Below are 26,708 nucleotides of genomic sequence, written 5' to 3' on the forward strand. Positions count from 1 at the left end.
TTCGTTAAAGGCGGACGCTTTCCGAGGGGCTTGATTTCAGCCTCCTCAGACGTTTCGCTTCCTTGCGGGGTCTTCGATCTTCGCTTAGTCGCCGCCTTTCACTACAATCAGCGAAGCATGATTTATATCCATGTCAATGCTCTTTCACCGAATCCTGCATCTGTTACGTCCATTCAACCGTCTATCAACGAGTTCTCTCGAGTGACTCAACGATTTTTTTACCAGTCTCGTCGAAACGAACGATTCGGTAAACGGCGTCGTGGTAGAAGAAGAAACGATGGCCTTCTTGGCGAGCTTCTTTCATGAGCTTTTCTTTAGCAAAGATGGAGTCCATTGGGTAGTCATCAAACGCTAGTACCCATAGCGGGTTGCTGTGTGCATGTGTAGGCATGATGTCAGCCATGTGGATCATCGTCTCTCCGTTTTGCTCGAGACGAATAATGCTATGACCATCACTGTGACCGCCCGTGTGAACCATTGTAACACCTTGCATAGGAGAAAACTCTTTCTCGAAAGGCTTCACCTGGTCTTGGATTGGCTCCCAGTTTTCTTTGAAATAAGTATTTCTTGAGCGGATGTTTGGGTTACGCATTTCATCCCATTCAATCTGAGAAACATAAATTTCAGCATTTGGAAAAACAGAAACAAGTTTGTCTCCTTGCCATTCTGTTAAGCCAGCCGCATGATCGTTATGCAAATGCGTCATGAGCACCATGTCGACGTCTTCAACAGTTAAGTTGAGCTCTGAAAGACTCTCTGCAACTCGCGTTTCCGCACGGATTCCCAAGTTACGTTTTTTCTTTTCATCCAACTTCCCTTTGCCAATGCCAGAATCTATTAGCATATTCTTCCCATTAAATTGAAGTAAGATTGGATCAGTTCGCAATTCAATCAAGTTGTTCTCATCAGGTGCATACTTTTTAGCCCACATTGCTTTCGGTACAACGCCAAACATCGTTCCCCCATCTAGATAGTTGACACCGCCGTCCAGCCAAGTAAGTTTCATATCGTGAAATTTGTATGTATCCATTCAAACATCCCCTTTTGTATGAATTATGCTTTGCTCATGAACCTTGCTTCTAGACGATAGATTGGTTGTCCTTTAGCTGAAAACTTCTCTTCATACTCTGTCATGACGTTATCTTCAGGCATTTGCGCATGCAAGTCCAGTGATACATCCAACAAACGCATTCCGTATTCAGACATCGCGACGAGAGAGTACTCGAATAATCCACGGTTATCGGTTTTGAAATGGATTTCTCCATCTTTCGGCATTACTGATTGATACAAACTTAAAAACTCACCATGAGTTAAACGACGCTTAGCATGTCTCGATTTCGGCCAAGGATCCGAGAAATTCAAATAAACACGTGCAACTTCTCCCTTTTCAAAAATATCGGTAAGCTCTTTACCATTTGCGCGAAGTAAACGTAAATTTGCAGGGATTCCTGAATCGACCACTTTTTCAACTGCAGATACGATGATACTATCAAAATGCTCGATTCCGATGTAGTTAATGTCGGGATTTGCAAGTGCCATGCCAACAACAAACTGACCTTTCCCAGTACCTACTTCTATATGGACCGGGTTGTCATTTCCGAATATTGTGGACCATTTCCCACTTTTCGTTTCTGGTTCTTTTATGACAATTCCCGCATGCTCATCTAAATAATCTTTCGCCCAAGGTTTATGACGTAATCTCATTGTTCAACAACTCTCTTCTGAATTATTCTTATTTATTCCTGTTCGGTTTCTAATTGTTCGTCTTCTGCTTCAAACAATCGACTCGCTGCAGTAGTTTGACAAAGGTCTAGTAGTACTTGCGCAGCCTTAAACTGCTTAGATTTCATTGGAATACTAGACTTCTTCTCTTTTTCTAACCATTTAGGGTAATCTCTTCGATCAATGATTTGTATGTCATGTGCAACTCCTGGAAAGTCAATGTAGCTCTCTCTGGAAAGTAAGATCTTACGAATTGGAAAGTCCACTTCAGCAGACGTAAACAGACTGGACACAATTTTCCCCATCCGATTTAAGCCAATTGTTGGATTCAGTAATTTGGATTCTTTTTCACCCAGCTTTTTGGTCCAAAATCTTTCTCCACTTCCTACTAATACGGAACCTTCCTCTGCTTGTAGAATTGTCATACAAATACATTCAACGGGTGTCATGAGGACAACTTCCAATTCGACAGGTGCTTTTTTCACTTTCAAAACAGGATAATAGAAAAGCAAATAGCTATCTGGCAAACTCTCTAAAAAATCATGAAGCAGCTTGTCCCTCATGAATTTTCCGTCTATTCGAGATCGTTCTGTCAGCGTGGAACTCGCCCATTTTAACTGAAAGTGAAAAAGCTGATCGATATACAACTTGCGTAACTGTTGGAGCGATCGTGGGTCTTGGATAATATTTGGAGTGAACTGTAACTCACCCTCTTCTATTGAAGGTTCTGCGCCAATAGTTTCCATTTGCTCTTCTTTTCGAAAAGGAAGGAAGCGAGATAAAGAGGCAAAACGTTTTTTCCCCACTTCCTCTTGAGAACCAATGTCCTTCTCTACTTTCTTTTCTAACGTTTCCTCACCCGCAGCAATTTGCCAACTGGCTAAATCGACTCCGTTGTCCCATTGCCGTTTCATCCGTTCCCATTGAGATCTTTTCAAGCGGATGAACTGGTTCGTATAACGAGACAAGTCATGTTCATAACGCGAGACGTAATCGAGCATTTTGACAAGCTGGGCCATCTTTCGACTCACCTGCGCTTTCTAATTCAGTTAATTTCCATTTTTAGTTCGTGGATTGTTTCCTCAAACACTTGCTGTAATCGTTCCGTCACTCTACCTGGTGCACCATCTCCGACAGAATTCCCGTCAATGGAAACAATCGGTGTGATTTCTGATGTTGTAGAAGTTAGGAAAAGTTCATCCATTTCTTTGAATTGCTCCAGTGTGAATGGCTCTTCCATGACTCCGATACTATGCTTCGCACACAATTTCAGCACGACTCTACGTGTAATCCCATTTAAGATCAAATTAGTTGCAGGGTGTGTATAAAGGATCCCATCTTTCACACCAAACATATTTGAAGATGAACCTTCCGTAACGATTCCATCCCGAACAAATACTGCTTCTGCGCATCCAGATTCGTATGCTTCTTGCTTCGCCAATACATTTCCTAATAAATTCAAGCTCTTAATGTCACAGCGTAACCAACGGATATCATCTGTTGTTTTAACGGCAACCCCTTCTTTCATCTTAGAAAGCGGGCGTGGATTTTGAATGGCATACGCCGTAATCATGGGCTCGACATCTTCACCAGGGAAGTTATGCATCCGTGGAGCAGCACCACGAGTCGCTTGAATATAGACGTGTCCTTCTACTATACCATTATCAGTAGCTAATTTTTTTGCAATTTCCGTAAACTCCTCAATTGTATAAGGAAGGTCTAGGCGGATTTTTCTTGCACTTTGCAAAAACCGAGTAAAGTGTTCTTGTGCGGTATAAAGCTTTCCATCATATACTTTAACGACTTCATACACACCATCACCGAAATAGTAACCCCGATCATCAATTGATACCTTCATCGTTTCTTTATCTGCGTATACCCCATTATTAAAGTAAATTGTCATCATTGTGCTCCTCTCAGTTCCCGTTGAATTGTGACTGTTTACATACAGTCTATGTGAGTTCAGTTAATTTGGCGAGCGTTTGTTTGCTGTCAAAACAGTTCTCTCCATTTTCCCACGTTCTTAAAAGAAAATAAAGAACTTTCCACTTGCTGTTGGAATGATAAAATCATAAGCGATTATAGCTTACTTTTTCGAAAATATACGTTATACTGATATTGTCAGAACAAACAGTCTGACTAAAATTTGCTGGAGAGGATGTGCGGGGCAAAGGCGATTTCGAAGAGCTAACGTAACATTTCCACGTCTCAAACCAAGTCGATTGGAAATTGATGATGAAGGAGTGGTTCACAGTTGAATCCTGCTACAGACCGAATGCTGACCCGTATTAAAGATGTCTATTTGTACATCTATGGTAATGGTACTGTCACCACAGAGAATGTAGTCCAAGAATTTAGCATCACGGCGCGTACCGCACAACGGGATTTAAATGTCCTGGAGTATAATGACCTCATTACGAGTCCGGTTCGTGGCCAATGGACAACGACAGCAAGAAAAGTGAAATTGCCTTCTTAACGCTTATCTAAGGCCGCCCAGCCTCAAAAAAAGGGCTGAATTGCCTCAAGCAATTCAGCCCTTTTTTCGTGGATCTACTTCGTTCAATTCTTGTTGTGTCAGCTCACGATAATGTCCTAACGGAAGTGACTCATCCAGCAACAAATTTCCCATCGACAACCTCTTCAGATAGACCACTTTTTTATCGACCGCTTCAAACATCCGCTTTACTTGATGAAACTTCCCTTCCGTAATCGTCAGTTCAATTTCGGAGACGGAATCAGAAAGGATTATGTTCAAAATTCCTGGTTTCGTATGGAAACCATCTTCAAGCGTGACGCCTTTTGAAAAAGCAAGCGTATCCTCTTCCGTTACTCTTCCATCAATCTTCGCATAGTACGTTTTCGGAATGTCCTTTTTAGGTGACAACAGCTCGTGTGTAAGCTTACCATCATTTGTGATGAGCAGTAGTCCTTCTGTATCTTTATCAAGACGCCCAACAGGAAATGGCTCAAATCGTTGTTCGTTCTCAGAAAGTAAGTCTATTACAGTTTGGTCCCATTTGTCCTCAGTTGCAGAAATAACTCCAGGTGGTTTGTTCATCATGATATAGACAAATTCCTGATGAATAACCGGTTCCCCTAACACATCCACCGAATCCTTTTCAGGATCTACATGGGCGCCAGGATCTTTCTCAGTCACCCCATTCACACTTACTGTCCCTTTTCGAACAAGTTGTTTCACATCTTTCCGTGTACCAAATCCATTATTTCCAAGCAATTTATCGAGTCTCATTCATGATCTCCCCAAGCCGAATTTCTTTGTAATTCTTGTAATTCGATCGCCAAGTAACTTTTGTGCAAGTCCACTTCTGAAAGATAAGAATCCGTAAACGACCACACCGACTCCACTACAAATCATCAGGTAGAGCAATGCTTGAAGTTTCCCTGTTGGTACATGGATTGCATATAGACCGAATCGCGTCAGTAATACAGCAGCCAGCATAATTACATTGAAGAACAGAATCAAGATCGTACGACGAACGACCAATTTTGATTGGTAATTCAATTCTTTCTTGATAACAAAAATATTCACACCGACAGCGATTGCATATCCGATAATAGTTGCAGCAATGGCACCATTCACTTCAAACATTTTGATAAGCGGTACATTCAAAATGAGTTTGAAAAGTAATCCAAGAAGTGATGTAAAGACAATCCACTTATGCTTATCGATTCCCTGCAAAATGGCAGCGGTTACTGTATACAAACCGAATAGGATTGCTGCAGGAGCATAACTTCTTAGCACATCAGCCCCGATCGCGTTTTGTTGATATAAGATTTGATACGTTTCACTGGATAACGCCATAATGCCTACTACCATAGGAATCGTTAAGAACAACATAATCTGATAGGTTTGATCGAGCGACCGGGTTATTCCTTTTTGGTCACCCTTTGCATAATAAGTCGTCATCACTGGAATCAGCGCCATGGAAAATCCAGTTGCCACCATTACAGGAATCATAACGATTTTGTGAGTCAAGAAATTGAGCATCGTTAAATACATATCCGTCACTTTAGCTAACCCGATAGAAGACATCGTGCCATTAAACGTAATCATATCTACAAACTGGTACAGAGGGTTGATAACACCTACTAATACAAATGGCAAAATATACGTAATGACTTCTTTGTAGATGGTTGAAACAGGAATTTCTCCAGCTGGAGGACTATTCTGAAGTAACCCATTCAATTCGGGTTTATACTTCTTCCAGTAAAGCATTAAAGTAGCCAAACTTGCGAGCGCGCCAATAAATGCAGCGAACACGGCAAATTTAACAGCTGTCTTAGGTGAACCACCAAGCACGTCAACTACGAGATATGCCCCAATTAAGACTACGGCTATTCGGACAATCTGCTCAACCAGTTGAGAGACCGACGTTGGTTCGAACTTCTGGTATCCCTGTAAAAACCCTCGAATCACACTCATTATCGGAACAGCCAATAACGCATAGCTGACCCAACGTATGACAGATGCAATATCTTGGACTGTGAACTGTTGCTCGTCATCTTTAATGACCATATGAGCAATCGGTTCCGCCATAAAGTAAAGTGCTAAAAAGGCTAGAACACCCGTCACCGCCATAACGCCAATACTCGACTTCATTAACTTCCTACCTGTAGCGTAGTCCCCTAACGCATTGTACTTGGAGACAAATTTAGAAACCGCAAGTGGAGCACCGGAGATTGCAATAGAGAGTGCAATATTATAGGGAATATATGCGTATTGATAAAGACCCACATTTTTCTCTCCGACGATGCTGTAAAAAGGAATTACATACAACAGCCCGAGTGCTTTCGATAAAAATAGGCCGATCGTTAAAATCGCAGTGCCTTTAACAAGATTAGATGCCATTAATTTATTCCTTCCCATCTTTCAATTACACCTAAGCGCTATTAAGTACAGACTTTTCAAAATCCGTCACATTCGCTCTAGGCTTTTTCTAAGTTCAGTCAAACTACTTTACAGTTTACTCCGCAGGAACATATTTCACAATGTTTTATCGCCATTAGTGTTGTATACTGTAGAAAAACTGAAAGTGTGATTTATATGGTAGACGTAATTATTATTGGCGGGGGTCCTTCAGGATTGATGGCTTCAATAGCTGCTGCAGAATCCGGGAACCGCGTGCTCTTGCTCGATAAAGGAAAAAAACTTGGCAATAAGCTAGCCATTTCAGGTGGCGGTCGTTGCAACGTAACAAACCGTCTAACTGTTGAAGAAATTGTAAAACATATCCCCGGCAACGGACGATTTTTATATGGACCGTTTTCGGTATTTAATAACGAAGACATTATTTCATTTTTCGAAGGTCTTGGTGTGGCGTTAAAAGAAGAAGATCACGGTCGCATGTTCCCAGTTTCCAACAAGGCAAAAGACGTGGTCAATGCGTTGCTTAGCGAAATGGCAAGATTGGGCGTTGAAATCAGGACGGAAACGAAAGTGAAAAAGTTGCTCATGAATGAAGACGAAATACTTGGAGTCCGTTTATTGGATGGTGAAGAAATCCTTGCGAAATCCGTCGTCGTCGCAGTTGGCGGAAAGGCCGTCCCTCATACAGGCAGCACTGGAGACGGCTATCCATGGGCTGAACAAGCTGGACATACCGTGACCACGTTATACCCAACTGAAGTTCCCTTATTATCCAATGAAAAATTCATTGTGGCAAAAGAACTTCAGGGTCTCGCGCTTCGCGACGCAGCAGTATCTGTCTTGAACGCGAAAGGCAAAACGCTTGTAACACATCAGATGGACATGCTGTTCACCCATTTCGGACTCAGTGGTCCAGCTATTTTACGTTGCAGTCAATACGTCGTGAAAGAGCGTATGAAAAACGGAGATCAGCCAGTTGTCATTAAAATCGATGTCTTGCCTGACGACAATGAAGAACAAGTTTTCCAGCAGCTAACAGCGACGTTGAAAGAAGATCCTAAAAAAGCATTGAAGAATGCATTGAAAGGAATCGCACCTGAGCGTTGGTTATTGTTCTTGTTCGAACAAGCCGACATGGATGCGAACGAACCTGCGAATACGTTCTCTTCCGAAAAGATTCGAAAACTCGCTAACCTGCTGAAGACTTTCCAGATGAAGGTGAACGGCACACAACCGATTGAAAAAGCTTTTGTTACAGGCGGCGGTGTGTCGGTGAAAGAAATCGAGCCTAAAACGATGGCTTCGCGTAAAAAAGATGGCTTGTATTTCTGCGGTGAGATTCTTGATATACATGGCTATACAGGTGGTTATAATATCACTTCTGCGCTTGTTACTGGACGGCTCGCTGGCATGAATGCGAGCTTGCGTGCTACTGAAAAAGTGAACGGCTAATTAGAAAGAGACTATCCAAAACGTCATATTCATGACTGCTTTGGATAGTCCTTTTTTCATTTACAGCGGTTTCTTTAAACAAGCGAAGCGCTACCAATTAATCCCTTCAAGCACTTGAATTGTGTCTGGATGCCGATTAATTCCTCCTTCTTGCCGATTCTTCTAACGAAAGTGCTGATTCATCCTTGGATAGTGCCGATTTTCCTCGCTATAATGCCGATAACACTCCACATATTTCCGATTCCCTTTCGCCAACATCACCCACCCATCTTTAAACAAGCGAAGCGCTACCAATTAATCCCTTCAAGCTCTTGAATTGTGTCTCGTTGCCGATTAATCCATCCTTCTTGCCGATTCTTTACGCCGAAGTTCCGATTCATGCTTAGATGTTACCGATTCTCCACGCCATAATGCTGATAACACTCCACATCTTTCCGATTCCCATTCGCCACATCACGCACCCATTTTTAAACAAGCGAAGCGCTACCAATTATCCCTTTATGCTTTTGAATTGTATATCGATGCCGATTAATTCATCCTTCTTGCTGATTCTTCTCACGAAAGTTCCGATTCAAGATTAGATGTTACCGATTCCCCACGCCATGATGCCGATAACACTCCACATCTTTCCGATTCCCTTTCGCCACATCACTCACCCTTCTTTAACAAGCATAGCGCTACCAATTAATCCCTTTAAGCACTTGAATTGTGTCTCGTTGCCGATTAATTCATCCTTCTTGCCGATTCTTTACACCGAAGTTCCGATTCATGCTTGGATGTTACCGATTCCCCACGCCATGATGCCGATAACACTCCACATCTTTCCGATTCCCCACAAACTCACCCCAAAAATCCCCACAAAAAAAACACGGAAGAGAGATCAGCCCCTCTTCCGTGCCACATTTATTATCCAACCGCTACAATATTAACCAAGCGTCCTGGAATCGCGATGACTTTCTTCAACTCTTTGCCATCAATCCATTTTTGAACTTCTTCATTGGAAAGTGCTGCTTTTTCCAACTCTTCTTTTGTAATGTCTTTATCGACTTCTAACTTCGCACGAACTTTACCGTTAATTTGAACAGCGATTTCCACTGTATCATCCACTAACTTTTCCGCGTCATATGTTGGCCAAGGAACATAAGTGATCGACCCTTCATGACCCAACTTCTCCCAAAGCTCTTCAGCCAAGTGAGGAGTAATCGGTGACATAAGCAATACGAATCCTTTAGCATATTCAGTCGGCACGCGGTCTGCTTTATAGCATTCATTGATGAATACCATTAGCTGGGAAATTGCAGTGTTATTGTGCATGCTCTCGAAGTCTTCTGTAACCTTTTTAACCGTCTGGTTGTACACTTTGTCGAGTGTTCCATCGGATTCTCCACCAATTTTGCTTCCAAGAGTTCCGTCTTCATTGACGAACAAGCGCCAAATGCGATCGAGGAACTTCCTTGAACCATCTAATCCATTGGTAGACCATTCTTTAGAAGCTTCCAACGGCCCCATGAACATTTCATAAATACGCAATGTATCTGCGCCATGAGAGTGAACGATATCATCCGGATTAATAACGTTGCCTAGTGATTTCGACATTTTCACGTTACCTTCACCTAGAATCATTCCTTGGTTGAACAACTTCTGGAATGGCTCTTTCGTTTTAACTACACCGATATCGTACAACACTTTGTGCCAGAAACGTGCATAGAGCAAGTGAAGAACTGCGTGTTCTGCTCCACCTACATAGATATCTACCGGCAACCAACGTTCAGCTAATTCAGGATCAATCAGCATGTCATCATTTTTCGGATCGATATAGCGCAAGTAATACCAGCAGCTGCCTGCCCATTGTGGCATTGTATTCGTTTCGCGACGGCCTTTCATGCCCGTCTTCGGATCGACTACGTTGACCCACTCCGTAATATTGGCAAGTGGAGATTCACCAGTTCCACTTGGTCGGATATCGCCCGTTACAGGAAGTTCAAGTGGCAATTCTGACTCGTCAACAGCAGTCATTGTGCCATCTTCCCAGTGGATAATTGGAATTGGCTCGCCCCAATAACGTTGGCGAGAGAACAACCAATCGCGCAAACGATACGTGATTTTCTTCTCGCCTTTTCTTTCTTCAACAAGCCATGCAATCGCCTTTTCAATTGCTTCATCTTTCCCTAGGCCATCTAGGAAACCTGAGTTCACATGAGTGCCTTCGCCTGTATAAGCTTCACTCTCGATATCTCCGCCAGCAACCACTTCTGTAATCGTCAAGCCGAATTCTTTCGCAAACTCGTAATCGCGCTCATCGTGAGCTGGAACCGCCATAATTGCGCCTGTTCCGTAAGAAACAAGAACATAATCTGCGATCCAGATCGGCATCTTCTCGCCACTAGCTGGGTTCACCGCATACGCACCTGTGAATACACCTGTTTTCTCTTTCGCAAGATCTGTGCGCTCGAGATCACTTTTCAACTTCACTTTATCCAAATACGCAGCAACCGCGTCTTTTTGCTCGGGAGTCGTGATTTTATCTACCAATTTGTGCTCAGGTGCAAGTACGGCATATGTTGCACCGAAAATTGTATCTGGACGTGTTGTAAAGACATCAAATGACTGCTCGCTACCATCAACAGCAAACGTCAATTGTGCACCTTCAGAACGGCCGATCCAGTTGCGCTGCATATCTTTCAAGCTTTCTGGCCAATCAAGATCATCCAAATCTTCAAGCAAGCGATCCGCATATTCCGTAATACGAAGCACCCATTGGCGCATCGGACGACGTTCTACAGGATGTCCGCCACGTTCTGATTTACCATCGATAACTTCTTCGTTCGCTAGTACTGTACCAAGTGCAGGACACCAGTTCACTGCCACTTCGTCCATATACGCAAGTCCGCGCTTATACAGTTGGATAAAGATCCACTGTGTCCACTTGTAATACTTTGGATCTGTCGTATTCACTTCACGATCCCAGTCATATGAGAATCCAAGCTCATCCATTTGACGCTTGAATGTCGCAATGTTTTTCGCTGTGAATTCAGCAGGATCGTTTCCTGTATCAAGTGCGTATTGCTCAGCTGGAAGACCGAACGCATCCCACCCCATTGGATGCAATACATTGTAACCTTGCTTGCGCTTAAACTGACTCAAAATATCTGTAGCAATATAACCAAGTGGGTGACCGACGTGAAGTCCAGCACCCGACGGATACGGGAACATATCCAATGCGTAAAATTTCGGTTTTGACGGATCATCCGTCATTTTATAAGTTTGGTTTTCTTTCCAATAGTCACGCCATTTTTGTTCGATCTGAAGATGCTTGTAGCTCATAATTCAGTTCCTCCTATTCAAAATAAAAAAACTCCCGTCCCCACTAAACAAGGGACGAGAGTGAAGACAGGTTCCCGCGGTACCACCCAAATTGACGGTATACACCGCCCAACTTGACTCCTTAACGCGGAAAAAACGGCACGATCATTCACGTGCAGACTCAGGAAGTTGAGTTCACCAGGACACCCTACTGACTCGCAGCCATCGTCAGCTCTCTGAAAAGGTCATTCCTGCCTACTACTCTCCGTCAACGTCAAACTCTATTGAAATTCATTTTACTGGAATGAATGGGTAATGACAAGCTTTTCATGAGGAGACCTCATGCTTTAACATCAATCTTCAAGTCCGCTCCTGTGGAATCTACGACCTCTTGGACAGTATAGCCTTCAAACACCTCTTTTAAAACCAGTCCGTCAGGTGTCACTTCAATTAGCCCACGCTCTGTAATTATCTTATTCACAACTTGTTTACCGGTCAACGGCAAATCACACTGTTTTTTTATTTTCGGCTCGCCTTTTTTAGACACGTGGTCCATAATCACGATGATTTTCTTTGCACCGTGAACAAGGTCCATTGCCCCGCCCATCCCTTTAATCACCTTACCGGGGATCATCCAGTTCGCAAGGTCCCCTTTTTCAGAAACTTCCATGCCACCGAGAATGGCAACATCGATATGTCCACCACGAATCATCGCAAACGATTCCGCACTGTTAAAGTAAGCCGCGCCTATACTCGCAGTCACCGTCTCTTTACCCGCATTAATAAGATCCGGATCCACTTCGTCTTCTGTTGGAAATGGTCCAATCCCTAGCAACCCATTCTCCGACTGCAACACGACCGTCTTGTCTGGGGATATGTAATTAGCAACGAGAGTCGGCATGCCGATTCCGAGATTGACATAGTCTCCATTTGCTATTTCCTTTTCTGCTCGTCGTGCAATTAGTTCTCTGGAATTCGCTGTTGTCATTATCTTTCGTCCCCTTCCCTTATCGTGTCGTCAATCGTTCAATACGTTTTTCCTGCTCCGCTTGCAAAAGTCCTTGAACGTAAATGCTCGGTGTGTGGATGAACCCTGGGTCAAGCTGCCCAACCTCTACAATCTCTTCAGCTTCCGCAATCGTTACATTCCCTGCAGCTGCCATCATTGGATTGAAGTTCATCGCCGTTTTGTTATAAACCAAGTTCCCGAATGTATCCGCTTTCAGCGCGCGTACAAGTGAAAAGTCCGCAGTTAATGATTCTTCTAGTACGTATTCTTTACCGTTAAATATCCGAATCTCTTTGCCTTCAGCAATTTCAGTACCTACGCCAGCGGGAGTGAAGAATGCGGGAATACCTGCTCCACCTGCTCTGATTTTTTCAGCGAGTGTTCCTTGAGGAGTCAATTCCACTTCTAGTTCGCCAGACAGCGCTTGGCGTTCAAATTCTTTGTTCTCACCTACATACGAAGCAATCATTTTCTTAATCTGCTTCTCTTTTAATAGAAGACCGAGTCCCCATTCATCGATGCCGCAGTTGTTAGAAATAATCGTTAAGTCTTTGACGCCTTTTTCAACAAGCGCTAAAATGAGCTGCTCCGGAATCCCAACAAGACCGAATCCGCCAACCATTAGTGTCATTCCATCTTGAATGGGTTCGACAGCTTCTTGTGCCGATTTATAAATCGTTTTCATCTGACAGACCTCCTGTACACATACAATTTTGCTACGAATCTCTCTCTTTATTTAATCAGACCATTTCGTATTTTGCAATTAAACTAACTAGAAAAACCGAAAAGCATCATCGGCTTTTCGGTACATAACCACTGCGTTTCAGTGGGACGTCATATAGAAGTGTCGGGATGACTGCTAAACTCATCAGTCCTGTCAAAATCCAAAGCGCAATTTGCACACCATATAAGTCCGCAAGAATACCACCAGCAATTGGCCCAATCATTTTACCAACAGTTGCTGCCGAATTGACAATCCCTTGATAGAATCCTTCCTTTCCTCTCGGCGCAAGCTGATCTGCAAGCGTCGGGAATGCCGGCCATGCAATCATTTCACCAAACGTCAAAATAATCATCGCAATGATAAATACGTTAAAAGTGTTAGCGAAGCTGACTACGAAAAACGATACTAACAAAATAGAGAGTCCTAACAAGATTTGCGTCTTTACTTTGTTTTCGAGACGCGTGATGATTGGTTTAATGAACGGTTGTCCTACTACAATCAGCAATCCATTAATTGTCCATATGAAGCTATACTGCGTCAAAGTGACCCCGACAGATGTAGCATGAGTCGAAATTGTGGTTGCCCACTGAGAGTACACGAGCCATGTCAGCAAATAACCGATCATAACAATCAATAACGCAATGAACGGAGCCTTTTTCTTAATACCTGTATTTTCTTTTAAAATCGACGTATGAACTTCTGGATCTATACTCATCTGCTTATAGAAGAAAAACGCAATAAAGAAGAAAAGTACATAAAAAGCTAAGTTTGCAGTGAAGATAAAGTCGATATTGACTGAAGCGACAAATCCAGCAAGTGCAGGTCCAATTGCAACCCCGACGTTTTGCGCCAAGTAAATCGAGTTAAATGACCGTCTCCCGCCTTCCGGCCACACAGTTCCGACCATCGCATAAAAACTCGGGAAAATAATCCCACCACTGAATCCTAAAACGGTTAACAAAACGACATATGGTCCCCACGAATGGTCAATTACCAATCCGATTAATGCAGCAATTGAAATGAGAATCCCCGCCATGATCGACTTATAACCGCCAATTTTGTCAAAGAAAAAACCGCCAAGTAAATTACCAACGACTCCTGCTCCCGCATTCGCCATCAATACTAAACCCGCAACGGACAAAGTCTTTCCTAAATAATCGTGCATATAGATTGTATTTAACGGCCACAAAAATGAGTTACCGATTACATTTACAAACATCCCAATGATTAAAAGCCATACTTTCCTAGGCAAAGAATATTCGCCTCCTATCTTACAAGCTCAGTATGATTTTATGCCTATCTTTGCTAAATGACAAGATGAAAAATGATGTTCAATTATTCAGATGACGATTGTCCGTAAAAAGATGGTACACTATCACTTTAAGGAGTGGTTTCAATGGAAGAAAACAACTATCCGTTTCCGTCTGACGGGACACGCTATCATACATGGTCACGTCACCTAAAAGATCGATTCGGTTTCAAAGTATTTAAAGTCGCACTCGATGCAGGATTCGATTGTCCGAACCGTGATGGCACCGTAGCGTTCGGCGGTTGCACGTTTTGCAGCGCTGCTGGATCTGGTGATTTCGCAGGAGATCGCGTGGATCCGATTGATGTTCAATTTGCCGAAATCCGTGATCGTATGCATAAGAAATGGAAGAGCGGTAAGTATATGGCCTATTTCCAAGCCTACACGAATACACATGCACCTCTTGAAAAGTTAAAAGAGAAATTTGAAGCTGCCCTCGCACAAGAAGGCGTAGTTGCTTTGTCCATCGCAACACGTCCAGATTGTTTACCTGACGATGTTGTTGAATATCTGGCAGAGCTAAATGAGCGTACGTATTTATGGGTCGAGCTTGGATTGCAAACGGTCCATGAGAAAACAGCAAAACTTGTCAATCGTGCCCATGACTTCGAACTTTATAAAGAAGGCGTCCAAAAGTTGCGCAACCATAACATCAACGTATGCACACACATTATTAACGGACTGCCTGGTGAAGATTTGGATATGATGAAAGAAACTGCGAGTGAAGTGGCTAAACTGGATGTACAAGGCATTAAGATACACTTGCTTCATTTATTAAAAGGCACACCGATGGTCAAGCAGTATGAAAAAGGGATGCTCGAGTTCCTGGACCAAGAGACATATGTTAATTTGGTAGTGGATCAGCTCGAAATGTTGCCACCTGAAATGATTGTTCATCGCATCACGGGTGACGGTCCGATCGACTTACTTATTGGTCCAATGTGGAGTGTCACGAAATGGGATGTATTGAACGACATCACACGTGAACTGGAACGTCGGAACAGCTGGCAAGGTAAGCATTATCAGAAAGTGGTCGCTCCCCTGTGAAGGGCGGCGGCTTCCGATTGCGGCGCATTTTGCCACACTCCAAAGAGCTGCTGAAAGAAGTGATTTCAGAAGGAGACATTGTGGTCGATGCCACAATGGGTAATGGCAATGATACGGTTTTTCTAGCACAAGCCGTAGGTCCAACTGGAAAAGTATACGCATTCGATATTCAACAACAAGCACTCGAGGCTACAAAAGAACGTCTTGGCAATCTCTACACCCGGACCGAATTAATCCTAGACAGTCATTCAACTATTCATAAATACGTTCCTCAAGGAATAACGGCTGCTGTCTTCAACTTAGGGTTTTTACCTAACCAAAGAGACCACGCCGTTATTACTCATCCCGAAACTACTGTACAAGCGCTTAAAGAAACACTTACGTTGCTAAAGCCTGGGGGGATGATAACGATCGCGGTGTATGATGGTCATCCGGGCGGACCTGAAGAACGAGATGCTGTGGTAGGATTCGTTCAACAGCTAGATGCAAAAAGGTATCAGGTCGTTCGGCATGAAGTCGTCAACCAACAAAATCATCCTCCGTTTTTACTAATCATTGAGAAAACGAGCCGCAATGTGTAAATAAAAATATACGAAAAAGACCATTCAACAATGAATGGTCTTTTTCGTATATAAGAATCTCATTTTTTATCTGTAAAGAACAAATCGGGTATCGAATACCATCTTCCCCATAAACATTCGAGGAACGAATTTTCCCAATAAAATAGTTTTACAATTCGATGCAAAATTTGTGCTGATCTATCTGTTTGCTTAATAACTTTTCTAAAAGGTATTTTCTATGCTTTTTAGCTTAGGTAAATTAAAGGTCAGAATAGTCGCTGGCAATATGATGACAGCTAAATATCCTAAAACCGTATACTCAAAGTTTATTAAGTTAAACGAATATATACTTACTGGAAACATTACAGCGCTTGTAATTAGGAAAGGAAATATCATCATAAAACGCAACCCTTGACCTTCTTTATATTTAAAAAGTCCTGTCCATTTTTCTTCATTCATATTTAAAGTCTTTTTCATGACTTTAAACAACAAAAGTAAGAATCCAACGTATAGCGCTGAACAAATCATACTCAACAAAATGTAAGATACAACAAACAAGATAATTCCCATAAGCGATCACCTCTGTTTTCTAACAATGGCTATTATGTATAATACTGACGCCAGGTCTAATTAAAGAATAGTCTCCTAATTATAAGTCAGGACTTTCATCTTTTATTTCTCGTAATACCCAAACCGATAAAATCCCTACTATACTTATGCACAAAGTTAAAAATAACTTGAAAACAGCATGCTCACATATAATCTTTTTTTCATTCAGACGATTTATCTGTTTGTTTTTGCTTTTTTTCCAAATACGCCGTACGAATTTTTTCAAGTTGCTGCTTTTTATCAAATTTGGCAGGCTTGAGTTTTTCATGATACTTTGACACAGCTTGCATGCCTTTGTAATCCAATTGATATTTCCCCATGCTATTCGCCTCCTTTTCTTATCTTTAAAAGAGAATCTATTTGGCATGATTGTGATATTGAAGCAATGTGCCTAATTATGAAACACCTTTATAATAAATATATTCATTCTTACCGGTTTTTTTCAAAATGTGTATTTTTAGTCTAACTATGATAAATTAAGAATACACCAAAAAATACCAGATTCGCTAACACCTAGCTCAGACAGCTGTCATCCGCATGAAATGCGGTTGGCCAGTAAAAGACATCAGGTGTTACAAGAAGTAACCACTCCGCTTCCTAGCAATAGCGGAGTGGTTACTTTTTTCTGTTGATAAAACGAGCAATCCTCGCAGCGACGGCTGTTGCTACGAGGAAAAATCCAACTTAGTATAACATGATTATTGCATTGTATGTCACCATGAAATCACAATTTCACAGTAAGTGGGTCATGAAGTCGTTGCCGCAGGACGGCGGCGTTCTTAGTCTGCCTTACTTCTCAAGAGAGTTCCAAACTGCCAATCCGCTCACGTAACTGCTTATTTAATTATACCACCTTTGTAGATTGATAACAGCTAATACAAAAATATTGACTTCAATTCTGAATAACCAAATCTATCAAAATTGCCTCCGTTAGTTAAAATCATTATAAATGTATTACAAATTCGATACCTGTTGGCTCCTCCCTAAAGTGGTCACTATATTCTCTAACAACTAAATCCAGTCCTGAAAAATCGTCAGGTAGCGGTGGTGAAACAATGTAGTTGTACTTGAAATACCCTGTAGAACCCCCACCACCATCCTGCCGACAATCGTACTCATCTCCTATAAACAACCCAAAATCACAGTGTTCATGTAGGTGTGGCGAATCATTTGTACCATCCCAATCGACATTAAGATTTATAACGCTAGCATTTTCGTACTGTCGTATAAACGTGATCGAATATAAACGTTCATCTATTTCAACTGATTTTAAAACAGGTAAATGCTTTCTAAATCCAGTCGGTTCAACACGTGGTTTAAAAAAATCTTCCATTCTCAGTGTCTGGAAGAATGAACTTAAATAATCTTCATAAAGATCGTACTTTATAGCCCAGTTAGAGATAGCATCATCAGATGGAAAACCTGGATTGTTGTTTGACAAATCCTTACGTTTTTTTAATAAAGCACAAATCTGTTCATCAATAGGTAAAAGATGTTCTTCATAATGGTTAGTTGAACGTTCAAATGGCATTCGCTTCATTTTATGTCCTCCTCATTTTTTATTACTTATTTGAAATTTTAACTATTGCAATATCATGACTCGATTACGATATAGACAAGATAACTATTTATCGCAATTACCACTGATTTCCGATTGCTGATTTCTCTAATCTTAAGTTATATTTTTTGAAAACCCTGTACTTTTACCTACATAGCCATTACTTTTATAAAAAGTATGTGCCGCTTGACGCTCTTCTCGATTACCACTGTTTAAAGTTATAGCTACTGCACCTTGTTGAATTGCCCATTCTTCACAAGCTTTTAAAAGCTTTGTGCCAATCCCTTGCTTACGTTGTTTGGAACTTACAACAAACGCAGTAATACGGACATATAAACCAGTAAATTCAAAAGCAAGTGCTTTACACACTCCTGCAAAACCTATAATATGATTGTTTTTAACAACCACAAATGCTTCATAATCTACATGTTTTTGTGTTAAATCCAATCGCTTCGTTAATTCTTCAAGTGTTGTTGGATATCCTAATTCACTCATCAGCTCAACTAAATCTGTGAAATCTGTTAGTTGTATTGTTCTAATTTCAGTTGTCATTTTCTTCACCTTTTCTACAAAAAATGGTCCTATTCTTGAAAAGACGCAAATCTTTGTTCAAGAATAGCACCCTTTTGTTGTGTGCCGTTATCGAAGCAATGCTATCCGTTTGTTAAAGATATAAAATTTAAAGTTTTTTACACCATTTATCTTAGCTCACAATTGTAGAAATACTCCTAATTCTTCTCCACTCGATAATAACCTCTGCAGAATACTGAGTTCTTCGGTTTGATGGCAATTAATAATGAATTGATGATGTCAGAGGAAGAAATTATTAAGTTTATCCAACTTATTAACAATAAAATTGATTTTATATTTCCTGATTCAAAGAATGAGGCAATGGCAGGCATTACGGATAATACAATGAAGGGCAGGCTCATAAAAAGCCAAAATCTCATTTTAGATAAGACTGCATTTGTATGTATCCAAAAAAATGTACCGCTAAATGTTAAACTAATATCTCCCTTATTATTTATCACAAAAATGTGAAGGGATTCGTGAATGATGAATACAAAGATACCTATTAAGATGAGCGAAAACGTATCGATACGAATAACCCATGCATCAAAAAAAAGAGATGTTAGAAAAATAATAATCTGGAGTAAATAAACAAACTTCATATAGTGCTTTCGAAACCAATTACTCTTTATGAAAGGAATCCATTGTGCTATATCCATACTTATTTGAGGTAAGTGACGAAACCATATTATCATAAGTACCCACTCTCTCTTTTTGTTTGTTCCAACTCAACTTCCTTAATATTATTAACCATCTTTACTTCTGAAATATTACCTGAAAGGAAGAATAACAATCCGATAGAAGGAATCCCTACTCCCAGAAAAACAGATCGCGATGCCAGATTCGCCTCCAAGTATGAGAATTTTCTTCAACAAATAAATATCAATATTAAAACCCTTGAGACAATGAATACTACAAAAAAGACAAGGATTTAGTATGTTTTCCCTTGTTATTGTTGTGATTTATGCTTCTTTTCGTAATCCTTCCAACCAATAAAAATCCCTAAAAACATCCCTATAATTCCTATGCGCAAAATTGTTATGATTTAATCAAAAACTGGCTTATAAGTAGTTTCATAAACACCCTCACTTATCTCTTGAACATCTTTATAATTAACAAATAAGATTGAAACAGTAAGCCCAAACAATAACCCATACAGACTTGATTTCTTTAATCCTCTTTCCATAATTATTACCCCACCTATGCTTCAAGATGGCCAGCTTGCGATATAGACACAGTCGCTTGTAAAGCAATCGCCCCCATTTACGGTATGTTACTTGCCTTTTTCCATTGCTATAAACAGAAAGATTAATCCAATTAGACCAAATAAAATTGCAGGCTAAGTTCATACGTTCTCAAAGACGATTCAAAATACTCACTCCCACTAATTGAACCGATGGATAATACTAGGACCAATCCATATTCGAGAATGCCGCAGTTTGCAGCATTAACTTTATACGCACAACTCCAGTCAAAAGCAGTATTTTATGTTAGCATTTAATATTTCCTTGGCTATTTCAATTTTTTTAGAAGCTTCACATATTCACCATACTTGTCTTCCCCAATAAATAGTACGTCAGTAAATCCCCTCTTTTCATATAGATGTCGTGCATTTATATTATCCGTATCAACACCAAGCGACATTTCCAAATAACCAAGTTGCTGGGCATAGTCAATTAAATAATCAAGAATAATCCCGCCTATTCCCCGATTACGATATTCTTCTTTAACTATCATACGAGATAGGTAAATCCGTTTATTTGGAATCGTATAATCTGGATCTGTGTTTTTAAAAACCAAGGATCCTTCACCTATAAAATCATTATTCTCTGAATAAATAAAGGTGACTCTGTTTCCATTTACTAGTTCATCATAGAATATCTTTGCCATTTTTGGTTTTTCGTCCATATCCCAAATATTACTGCATTTGTTATAGTCTTCGAGATTCAACTTTTTTATTTTATTCGAAGTCATAGCCCATTCCTCCCTTAGTTAAACTGTTTGGTACTAAAACACTTCTCCAGATAGATTTTCCCTCGTTTGTTTCAATTACTTTCACCACAAAATCTTTGCCCTTTCACATATCAAAAGCAATTGCTGGTTATTGAATTGGCCACTTTAGTTAATGGGATTATTCTTTTTTGTTCCTTTGAAAAAGGGCTATCATTGCTACAGTTAAAAATAGTACTCCTACAATATTCATAATTTTATTACCCTGTTCTCCTAAATTATTACTAGTGATGGAAAGCATAAATCCTCCTATTGCCGTTAAAGAAATTATTAATAATTTCTCCCAAATAATAATCAACTCCTAACATTTACATCGAAAGGACAATTAGATATTCCAATTTAACGAAAATCCACGATCTCAAATGACAAAAATAAATTTCTGATTAGTTAGTCTTATGTCAATTACTCCGTTAGAAGAGCAGCTACTACCCTACAACTTCGAACGATTACAGAAGATCAGCAATAATTAATAAACATAATTACCATCTTGTAAAAATCAAGACTTTTGAATATCTCTTTTTCTAAGTAAATATGGTACTGATGAGTTACTATTTATCAATCCCTTTGAATCGGTTATATGTATATAATCTTCTGCTATCTGAGAATTCATCCAAGTAATCTCTTCTATTTCTTCTGGCATTGAAATATTAATTTCTCCACCGATTATTTTCCCTCTAAAAGTAAAGAAAATAGCATGGTGTCCTCTTTCTTCGAAAAATGCTTCACTTACAGAAAAAATACCGTCTAACTCAACATTTAAGCCCGTCTCTTCATTTACTTCACGAATTGCAGCTTCTTCAAGTGTTTCCCCTATCTCTACTGCTCCTCCAGGAAGTGTATAATATGAAGAGTATTCACCTTTATTTTTCACCATTAATACATTCTCGCCCTGCTCATCAAAGATAAGTACATATGTGACATCTACTCGTTTCATCAATTGAAATCCCCCATTTCAGAATGACACTGTTTTTTCTATAAGTATTTGTTGTTCTACTTAGTATGAACGTACTGGCGAAATAAGATGAAGATACAAAGAATTGTTTACAGGCTCAATTAAGATGGGTCTCATAGGACCTCCAAAACTTACTCTTATCTCTTCTTCTTTTATTACTTTTAAGGCGTCCATTAAAAAACTTCCATCAAGAGAAATACTTAAGTTAGTCTCACCACTGATTGTATTAATAGTTTGAATTTCTTCTATTTTCCCTATTTCCGATGAGTTTGAGGAAATTCTTATTTTGGAACCGTCCTGAATTTCTAAAAATATGTTGTTATTTTTCCATTCGCTTGCAAAAAGACAAGCTCTATCGATACCCTTTAATAGCTGATTTGTGTTTAGAGTAACTATAGTCTTTGAATGATTTGGCAGTAGTGCAGAAATGTTAGGATAGTTACCTTCAATTAACCTTAAAAAAAGTGAAATTGAATTAGATTTAAATACCATATAGTTGTCTATTACTACTATTTGTACTACACCAGGTTCATTATTTATCAACTTGATAAGTTCATTTAAGCTTGTACCTGGAACAGTGAATGAACCTTCTAGATTTGAGTCTATTGCAAGCTCTCTTAATGCTAGTCGTTGGGAATTTGTTGCAACACATGTAAGTTGATTTTCTTTGAAAGTCATATTGATGCCAGTCAAGACAGGTCTAGACTCACTCTTTGAGACCGCAAATACAGTTTGTTTTATAATATCAATCAACTCAACACTAGCGATTTCAATATGTTTTACTTCGTCAATTTGAGGAAGCCTCGGGTACTCCTCAGCATTAAATCCGCGTAGGTTGGTCACGATTTCATTGGATTGGATGGTAACTAATCTTTCTTCATTCACTTTTAAATGTATTTTGTCGGGTAATTTCTTTACAATCTCACTTAGATATTTAGCTGAAATAACAATGCTACCTACTTTATTAACTTCCAATACTTTTACTGCATCCACAGATAAAGGAATAACTCTTTCAATAACAATATCAGAATTACTTCCAACTAGGATTAAGCAATTATCAAAAGCAGTTATCTTAATACCCGTTAAAATGGGGAACGGTGTTTTTAAAGATACTGCTTTATTGACATCTGAAATTGCTTTATTAAAACATTCTTTGTCTATTAAAAATTCCATAAAAAAATCCACCTCATTTTAATCTTTAGTGAAGATAATTCAAAAAACATCAAAAACTTAATTTGTTATTTAACAAAACGGCCAATTTCAGGAACAGCCCTTCTTTCGCAACTGCCCCCTTTTCCAGGATAGAGTGGTCAACTCTTTACTTTTTCTAAACATCCCATAACGGTATCACCGAACGATCTTACATCAGCTAAATAATCATATCCCTCTGGTGAGCCAAAACTATTAAACATACGGACTGCTACTATATTTTCTTGAGGAATAACTAAGAGGGTTACTCCTGTATATCCAAGGATTTGATAGGAACCTTGTGGTACATCTTCACCTATTTCTGTTTTCAAAGCTGGTAGATCCTTTACAAACCATAAAAAACCGTTCTGAGGTAAATTATCATCTGATTGTGAAGGACTTTGTAATTCTGTTGCTAAAGAAATAATTTTCTTTGGAACTATTTGTTTCCCGTCAATGTTCCCTTCATTTAAATGAAGGTATCCCCAATATGCTAACTCACGCGCAGATACATACATGTTCATCGTATCTCCTTTGGTACTATTACTGATTTGCCAATTTCTATCCTGTTCATATCTAAGAATGACTTCTGCAAGTTTTTCATGTTTTTTCGAATACCAATTGGATTCTGTATAGCGTAATGGTTTAAATACGTGTTCGTGTAAAATATCTGATACTGTCATTCCAGTAGTTCGTTCCACTATATCAGTCAAAGTTTTAATTCCAATTTTTCTATATGCCCATTTTTCTCCCGGAGAATACTCCCGATAAGTTATACCTTCTTTTTCATTTAACCCGTGGGTATGCGTTAACAAATTTCTAATAGATGTGTCTTTCCATATATCGTGATCAAGTTCTGGTTTGTATGTTAATACAAGGTCATCAATATTATCTATGTAACCATAATAAACGGCGTAAGCTACAGCAAATCCAATATAGCTCTTCCTTACAGATGCCACGTGAAATTGGGTATCTCTTTGAACAGGTCTAGCAACATTAGCAATAGATTGATATCCAAGATATTCTTCCAAAACCACATTATCATTTTGGATCACAATCGTTGCTGCTCCACTGCAAATAACCCGACTATAGGTATTAGTTACGTGATCTAGAACTGCTGAAAAGCGTTGATTAAGATTTTTATTAATGATCAATTTTCTAGTCTACCTTTCTGTTCGGGGGTCAATCAACCAATTATCGAAATATGAAGTTTTACTCTTTTAATGATTCCGGAATAATACAACCGCCTTCCTATTCCCGATCTTATACGTTTGAAGGGCAAGCATAATTCATTGATACGCATCATTAAACTGAATAATTTTTTCAGGAGATAGAGGGATTAATTACTACTTCGTAATCATCTGTTACTACTATTCTGTCATTCGTATCCAATATAATTTCTATAGGATGAATAGCCGAAATCTTATTCGAGAAAATCCATCTCCTGCCTGGTTGAGTCAACAAAAGGAATGGACCGCTTGCACTTTTCCCCATGAAATTAAGAGATGAATCACTAATTGGATCGTCATCACGCTCCTTGATCCCCAGGTCTAAAAGTTTTTTTCCCGTCTTAATAGCATCCTCTACCGTTAAACTCATCTCGCTAATATTTAAAATACTTTTTTGTGAAAAAGGTGCTTCACTCTTTTCTGCTGTAGAATGACGGGCAATAAATTCAACCACATTACCAGCAGGGTCATAAAAATATAGAGAATGAGCAGCAATATGCGAAAAATCGGCCTCGTCCTCTCCGTCTTCCGAATTCAACTTTACTTTAGATTCCACCCATGTTTTAGCTTCTCTAAATTTGTTTGAGGGTATATCAAAAGCAAAGTGATAGAATGGTTTACCGTCCAGATTACTAGCTCTAAATTCTAATAAACTAGATCCAGCTATGACTTGGAACTTATCTTCACTTTCTTCTGTTAATGGCATTCCGAGAATCTCAGTATAGAAACTTTTCATACTATTTATATCGATTGTTTTTAAAATAGCCTTTTTAACTTCCATCAAATTTCAACATCCTTTCTGTTACTAGATCAATCATTCCAGTTAAATATTTTTATTTTCTGTTTACTATTACGAGTTTGATACCTCTGGATAATAGCCTTTTCGAAGCACAGATCTTACTCATGTATTGCTCTCAGTTGCCGAATAATCGGCCAACATATTAATGTAGTTACCTGAACTAAATCTTCTTCGAACTCTTTTCACTTCTGGAAAGTTTTAATATTGCGATAAATACATAGATAATTAATCCTAAGGTTAATAACATACGCACAGCCACTATAGCAACAAACCAATCAATTATAAAGATTGTTACAAGGAGGATGCCGAAAAACGACAGATACTTGTTTAAACGAATTCTAAAATCGGAAAACGTAGGTTCGTTTTTATATTCCCATCTTGCAAAAAGCAACAAGCTTTCCTTTGGAAAAATATATACCAAAATAAAAATTACGTATAGGAAGGTTAAAATAAATCCATAAAAAATAATATCTCCCAAAGGGATCATCCCCCTCAAATAATCTTGATATTTTAGTAATAATCTACTTTTAAGTAGTTCGATCCAGGCACAAGGCTTACTCAACAACTCTATTCAATAATCCTATTATGGATATAGGTAAATTAGTTACCCCTCCACAAGCCCGTAATATTTAAAAATTTTGCCTTCCGATTCTACAAGTAAAATTGGCCCTGCGACTTCTCCCGATTCTTTAGCCGAAAAAATTTTTGCACCAACAGGCAATTTGTTCGACATATTATCTTCAAAGTTTGTATTTGTATAATTTCTTGTTTTTATTTCTCCTACCTGTTCGTCTTTTGTTAAAGTCAGTTCTTCAACCCAATCAATTCCAACCTGATAAATCACACCATCGAACTGAAATATGTCGGCTTCAGGATCTAAAGTTAAAATCTCTTCAGCATCAGGATTTCCAGTTGTATGGACTTCGAATTTATCTGTATCCCATGGATTCGAACATCCAAAAGCAGTCAGTAAAGTGAAAATAGTTAAACCACGAATTACTTTTGAAATTTTCACAACATCTCTCCTTTATAATCAGCTATTATAAGGATTGGTCGTTAGTCGTTACAAAACGTTTCATAATTTGGCCGAATTGAAGAGCAGTCCAGCTACCAGAACTGTCCCCGATTAAGGGTAAGCTTTTGTTTTCCAATCGAACTAAGTTGCTTGAAATTGAGCAACAAAAAGAAAAAGTTGTTATAAAAAATGCAAAAGTGAATTTTCACTTTTGCACTTTTAATATTGAATACTTGGAGCTTATCGAATTGACTTGTTAAACATAGTTATTCATCATCAAGATCAATTTCAAAAGGTTTTTCCTCATATTTAGAAACATCGTATTATCCAATTACTTGATAGTTTGTCGTTATCTCTATTATATCAGTTTTCATGTATCATAAGATAGTTCGTTCACTTCATGAGTTTTTTAAAAGTTTTTTTCAGAAGTTGGCACGATTCTAGAGAAACTGTTACCAGACAAACACAACCATAACCAGGATAGTAGTAAAAGACCGTTGATTTCCGTTCCAAATGGACGCTTTCTGGAGGGCGGGCGTTGGACCAACCCGTTCGCTTCGCTACCGTTGGTTGTTTCACCTGGCCCGGTGATTCCCCAGAGTCGCCGTTTTACACTCCAATCAACTGAGTGCCTACAAATAATTATTGTCCAACAAACGCCCCAGATTAATTTAGTAAGAAATGCAAATTGGCTTGTCAACATTAAATCGGACAATTTTTATAAGGTCCCTAATCGGTACTCAATAGGCGTTAGATAATCCAGC

Annotated in this window: 27 protein-coding genes and 1 other annotated feature; of the genes, 4 read left to right on the forward strand and 23 right to left on the reverse strand. The window is 39.4% G+C overall.

The window, feature by feature from the left end; all coding sequences use genetic code 11:
- Positions 1-184: 184 nt before the first annotated feature.
- From ACR65F_RS15465 to dat, 4 genes are read right to left on the reverse strand one after another with little or no spacing between them, the layout of a single operon-like run.
- On the reverse strand, positions 185-1,030 hold the full coding sequence (locus ACR65F_RS15465) for a YtnP family quorum-quenching lactonase (RefSeq protein ID WP_039043922.1): 846 nt from the start codon (positions 1,028-1,030) through the stop codon (positions 185-187).
- A 23-nt stretch (positions 1,031-1,053) separates the two neighbouring features.
- Positions 1,054-1,704 (reverse strand): tRNA (guanosine(46)-N7)-methyltransferase TrmB, encoded by a 651-nt coding sequence (trmB, locus tag ACR65F_RS15470; RefSeq protein WP_440504943.1) that lies wholly within the window; start codon positions 1,702-1,704, stop codon positions 1,054-1,056.
- A gap of 32 nt (positions 1,705-1,736) precedes the next feature.
- Positions 1,737-2,741, reverse strand: a complete 1,005-nt coding sequence (locus tag ACR65F_RS15475) for a hypothetical protein (RefSeq protein ID WP_039043920.1) — start codon at positions 2,739-2,741, stop codon at positions 1,737-1,739.
- Positions 2,742-2,767: 26 nt separating this feature from the next.
- Entirely contained in the window at positions 2,768-3,625 is an 858-nt protein-coding gene (gene dat, locus ACR65F_RS15480) for a D-amino-acid transaminase (protein WP_440504961.1), read from the reverse strand.
- Positions 3,626-3,976: 351 nt separating this feature from the next.
- Between dat and ACR65F_RS15485 the strand changes: the two genes are divergently transcribed.
- Positions 3,977-4,198 (forward strand): DeoR family transcriptional regulator, encoded by a 222-nt coding sequence (locus ACR65F_RS15485; protein ID WP_025786120.1) that lies wholly within the window; start codon positions 3,977-3,979, stop codon positions 4,196-4,198.
- A 54-nt stretch (positions 4,199-4,252) separates the two neighbouring features.
- Here ACR65F_RS15485 and ACR65F_RS15490 read toward each other — a convergent pair whose 3' ends face one another.
- The gene (locus tag ACR65F_RS15490) at positions 4,253-4,972 is read right to left on the reverse strand and encodes a pseudouridine synthase (protein ID WP_440504944.1); all 720 of its coding nucleotides are present in this window, start codon (positions 4,970-4,972) and stop codon (positions 4,253-4,255) included.
- Positions 4,973-6,592, reverse strand: a complete 1,620-nt coding sequence (locus ACR65F_RS15495; protein WP_440504962.1) for a putative polysaccharide biosynthesis protein — start codon at positions 6,590-6,592, stop codon at positions 4,973-4,975.
- 195 nt (positions 6,593-6,787) lie between these two features.
- Between ACR65F_RS15495 and ACR65F_RS15500 the strand changes: the two genes are divergently transcribed.
- Positions 6,788-8,062, forward strand: coding sequence for a BaiN/RdsA family NAD(P)/FAD-dependent oxidoreductase (locus tag ACR65F_RS15500; protein ID WP_039043916.1), 1,275 nt, complete (start codon positions 6,788-6,790; stop codon positions 8,060-8,062).
- Positions 8,063-8,968: 906 nt separating this feature from the next.
- On the opposite strand, the gene leuS is transcribed toward ACR65F_RS15500, so the two are convergent.
- The 4 genes from leuS to ACR65F_RS15520 form a co-directional block, all read right to left on the reverse strand.
- The gene (gene leuS, locus ACR65F_RS15505) at positions 8,969-11,386 is read right to left on the reverse strand and encodes a leucine--tRNA ligase (protein WP_440504945.1); all 2,418 of its coding nucleotides are present in this window, start codon (positions 11,384-11,386) and stop codon (positions 8,969-8,971) included.
- A 47-nt stretch (positions 11,387-11,433) separates the two neighbouring features.
- Positions 11,434-11,646, reverse strand: a binding site (T-box leader).
- 59 nt (positions 11,647-11,705) lie between these two features.
- Positions 11,706-12,353 (reverse strand): 3-oxoacid CoA-transferase subunit B, encoded by a 648-nt coding sequence (locus ACR65F_RS15510; RefSeq protein WP_039043914.1) that lies wholly within the window; start codon positions 12,351-12,353, stop codon positions 11,706-11,708.
- Between the two features lie 19 nt (positions 12,354-12,372).
- Positions 12,373-13,059 (reverse strand): CoA transferase subunit A, encoded by a 687-nt coding sequence (locus tag ACR65F_RS15515; RefSeq protein ID WP_440504946.1) that lies wholly within the window; start codon positions 13,057-13,059, stop codon positions 12,373-12,375.
- A 106-nt stretch (positions 13,060-13,165) separates the two neighbouring features.
- Positions 13,166-14,350 (reverse strand): MDR family MFS transporter, encoded by a 1,185-nt coding sequence (locus tag ACR65F_RS15520; RefSeq protein WP_440504947.1) that lies wholly within the window; start codon positions 14,348-14,350, stop codon positions 13,166-13,168.
- A gap of 144 nt (positions 14,351-14,494) precedes the next feature.
- Between ACR65F_RS15520 and mnmL the strand changes: the two genes are divergently transcribed.
- Positions 14,495-15,454, forward strand: a complete 960-nt coding sequence (gene mnmL / locus ACR65F_RS15525) for a tRNA modification radical SAM protein MnmL/YtqA (protein ID WP_440504948.1) — start codon at positions 14,495-14,497, stop codon at positions 15,452-15,454.
- A gap of 17 nt (positions 15,455-15,471) precedes the next feature.
- Complete coding sequence (mnmM, locus tag ACR65F_RS15530; RefSeq protein WP_440504949.1) at positions 15,472-16,035, forward strand: tRNA 5-(aminomethyl)-2-thiouridylate-methyltransferase MnmM; 564 nt, start codon at positions 15,472-15,474, stop codon at positions 16,033-16,035.
- A gap of 201 nt (positions 16,036-16,236) precedes the next feature.
- Here the strand turns inward: mnmM and ACR65F_RS15535 are convergent, their stop codons facing one another.
- From ACR65F_RS15535 to ACR65F_RS15595, 13 genes are all read right to left on the reverse strand, one after another.
- A complete protein-coding gene (locus ACR65F_RS15535) occupies positions 16,237-16,584 on the reverse strand; it encodes a hypothetical protein (protein WP_440504950.1) in 348 nt (115 codons plus the stop codon).
- Positions 16,585-16,784: 200 nt separating this feature from the next.
- Positions 16,785-16,943 carry a hypothetical protein gene (locus ACR65F_RS15540; protein ID WP_039043911.1) on the reverse strand — a complete coding sequence of 53 codons (159 nt, stop codon included), beginning with the start codon at positions 16,941-16,943 and terminating at the stop codon, positions 16,785-16,787.
- 623 nt (positions 16,944-17,566) lie between these two features.
- Positions 17,567-18,163, reverse strand: a complete 597-nt coding sequence (locus ACR65F_RS15545) for a hypothetical protein (protein WP_440504951.1) — start codon at positions 18,161-18,163, stop codon at positions 17,567-17,569.
- A gap of 132 nt (positions 18,164-18,295) precedes the next feature.
- Complete coding sequence (locus tag ACR65F_RS15550) at positions 18,296-18,733, reverse strand: GNAT family N-acetyltransferase (RefSeq protein ID WP_440504952.1); 438 nt, start codon at positions 18,731-18,733, stop codon at positions 18,296-18,298.
- A gap of 176 nt (positions 18,734-18,909) precedes the next feature.
- Positions 18,910-19,410 (reverse strand): metalloprotease family protein, encoded by a 501-nt coding sequence (locus ACR65F_RS15555; protein WP_440504963.1) that lies wholly within the window; start codon positions 19,408-19,410, stop codon positions 18,910-18,912.
- Positions 19,411-19,796: 386 nt separating this feature from the next.
- Positions 19,797-19,937, reverse strand: a complete 141-nt coding sequence (locus ACR65F_RS15560) for a hypothetical protein (RefSeq protein ID WP_440504953.1) — start codon at positions 19,935-19,937, stop codon at positions 19,797-19,799.
- Positions 19,938-20,263: 326 nt separating this feature from the next.
- Complete coding sequence (locus ACR65F_RS15565; RefSeq protein WP_440504954.1) at positions 20,264-20,725, reverse strand: GNAT family N-acetyltransferase; 462 nt, start codon at positions 20,723-20,725, stop codon at positions 20,264-20,266.
- Positions 20,726-20,882: 157 nt separating this feature from the next.
- A complete protein-coding gene (locus ACR65F_RS15570) occupies positions 20,883-21,002 on the reverse strand; it encodes an LPXTG cell wall anchor domain-containing protein (RefSeq protein WP_440504955.1) in 120 nt (39 codons plus the stop codon).
- A 255-nt stretch (positions 21,003-21,257) separates the two neighbouring features.
- The gene (locus tag ACR65F_RS15575) at positions 21,258-21,695 is read right to left on the reverse strand and encodes an NUDIX hydrolase (RefSeq protein WP_440504956.1); all 438 of its coding nucleotides are present in this window, start codon (positions 21,693-21,695) and stop codon (positions 21,258-21,260) included.
- A gap of 60 nt (positions 21,696-21,755) precedes the next feature.
- Positions 21,756-22,886, reverse strand: coding sequence for a DNA polymerase III subunit beta (gene dnaN / locus ACR65F_RS15580; protein WP_440504957.1), 1,131 nt, complete (start codon positions 22,884-22,886; stop codon positions 21,756-21,758).
- A 137-nt stretch (positions 22,887-23,023) separates the two neighbouring features.
- Complete coding sequence (locus ACR65F_RS15585; protein ID WP_440504958.1) at positions 23,024-24,055, reverse strand: serine hydrolase domain-containing protein; 1,032 nt, start codon at positions 24,053-24,055, stop codon at positions 23,024-23,026.
- A gap of 169 nt (positions 24,056-24,224) precedes the next feature.
- Entirely contained in the window at positions 24,225-24,911 is a 687-nt protein-coding gene (locus ACR65F_RS15590) for a VOC family protein (protein WP_440504959.1), read from the reverse strand.
- 622 nt (positions 24,912-25,533) lie between these two features.
- Positions 25,534-25,944, reverse strand: a complete 411-nt coding sequence (locus tag ACR65F_RS15595; RefSeq protein WP_440504960.1) for a hypothetical protein — start codon at positions 25,942-25,944, stop codon at positions 25,534-25,536.
- Between the last annotated feature and the right edge of the window lie 764 nt (positions 25,945-26,708).

Source organism: Sporosarcina sp. SAFN-010 (assembly GCF_059415065.1).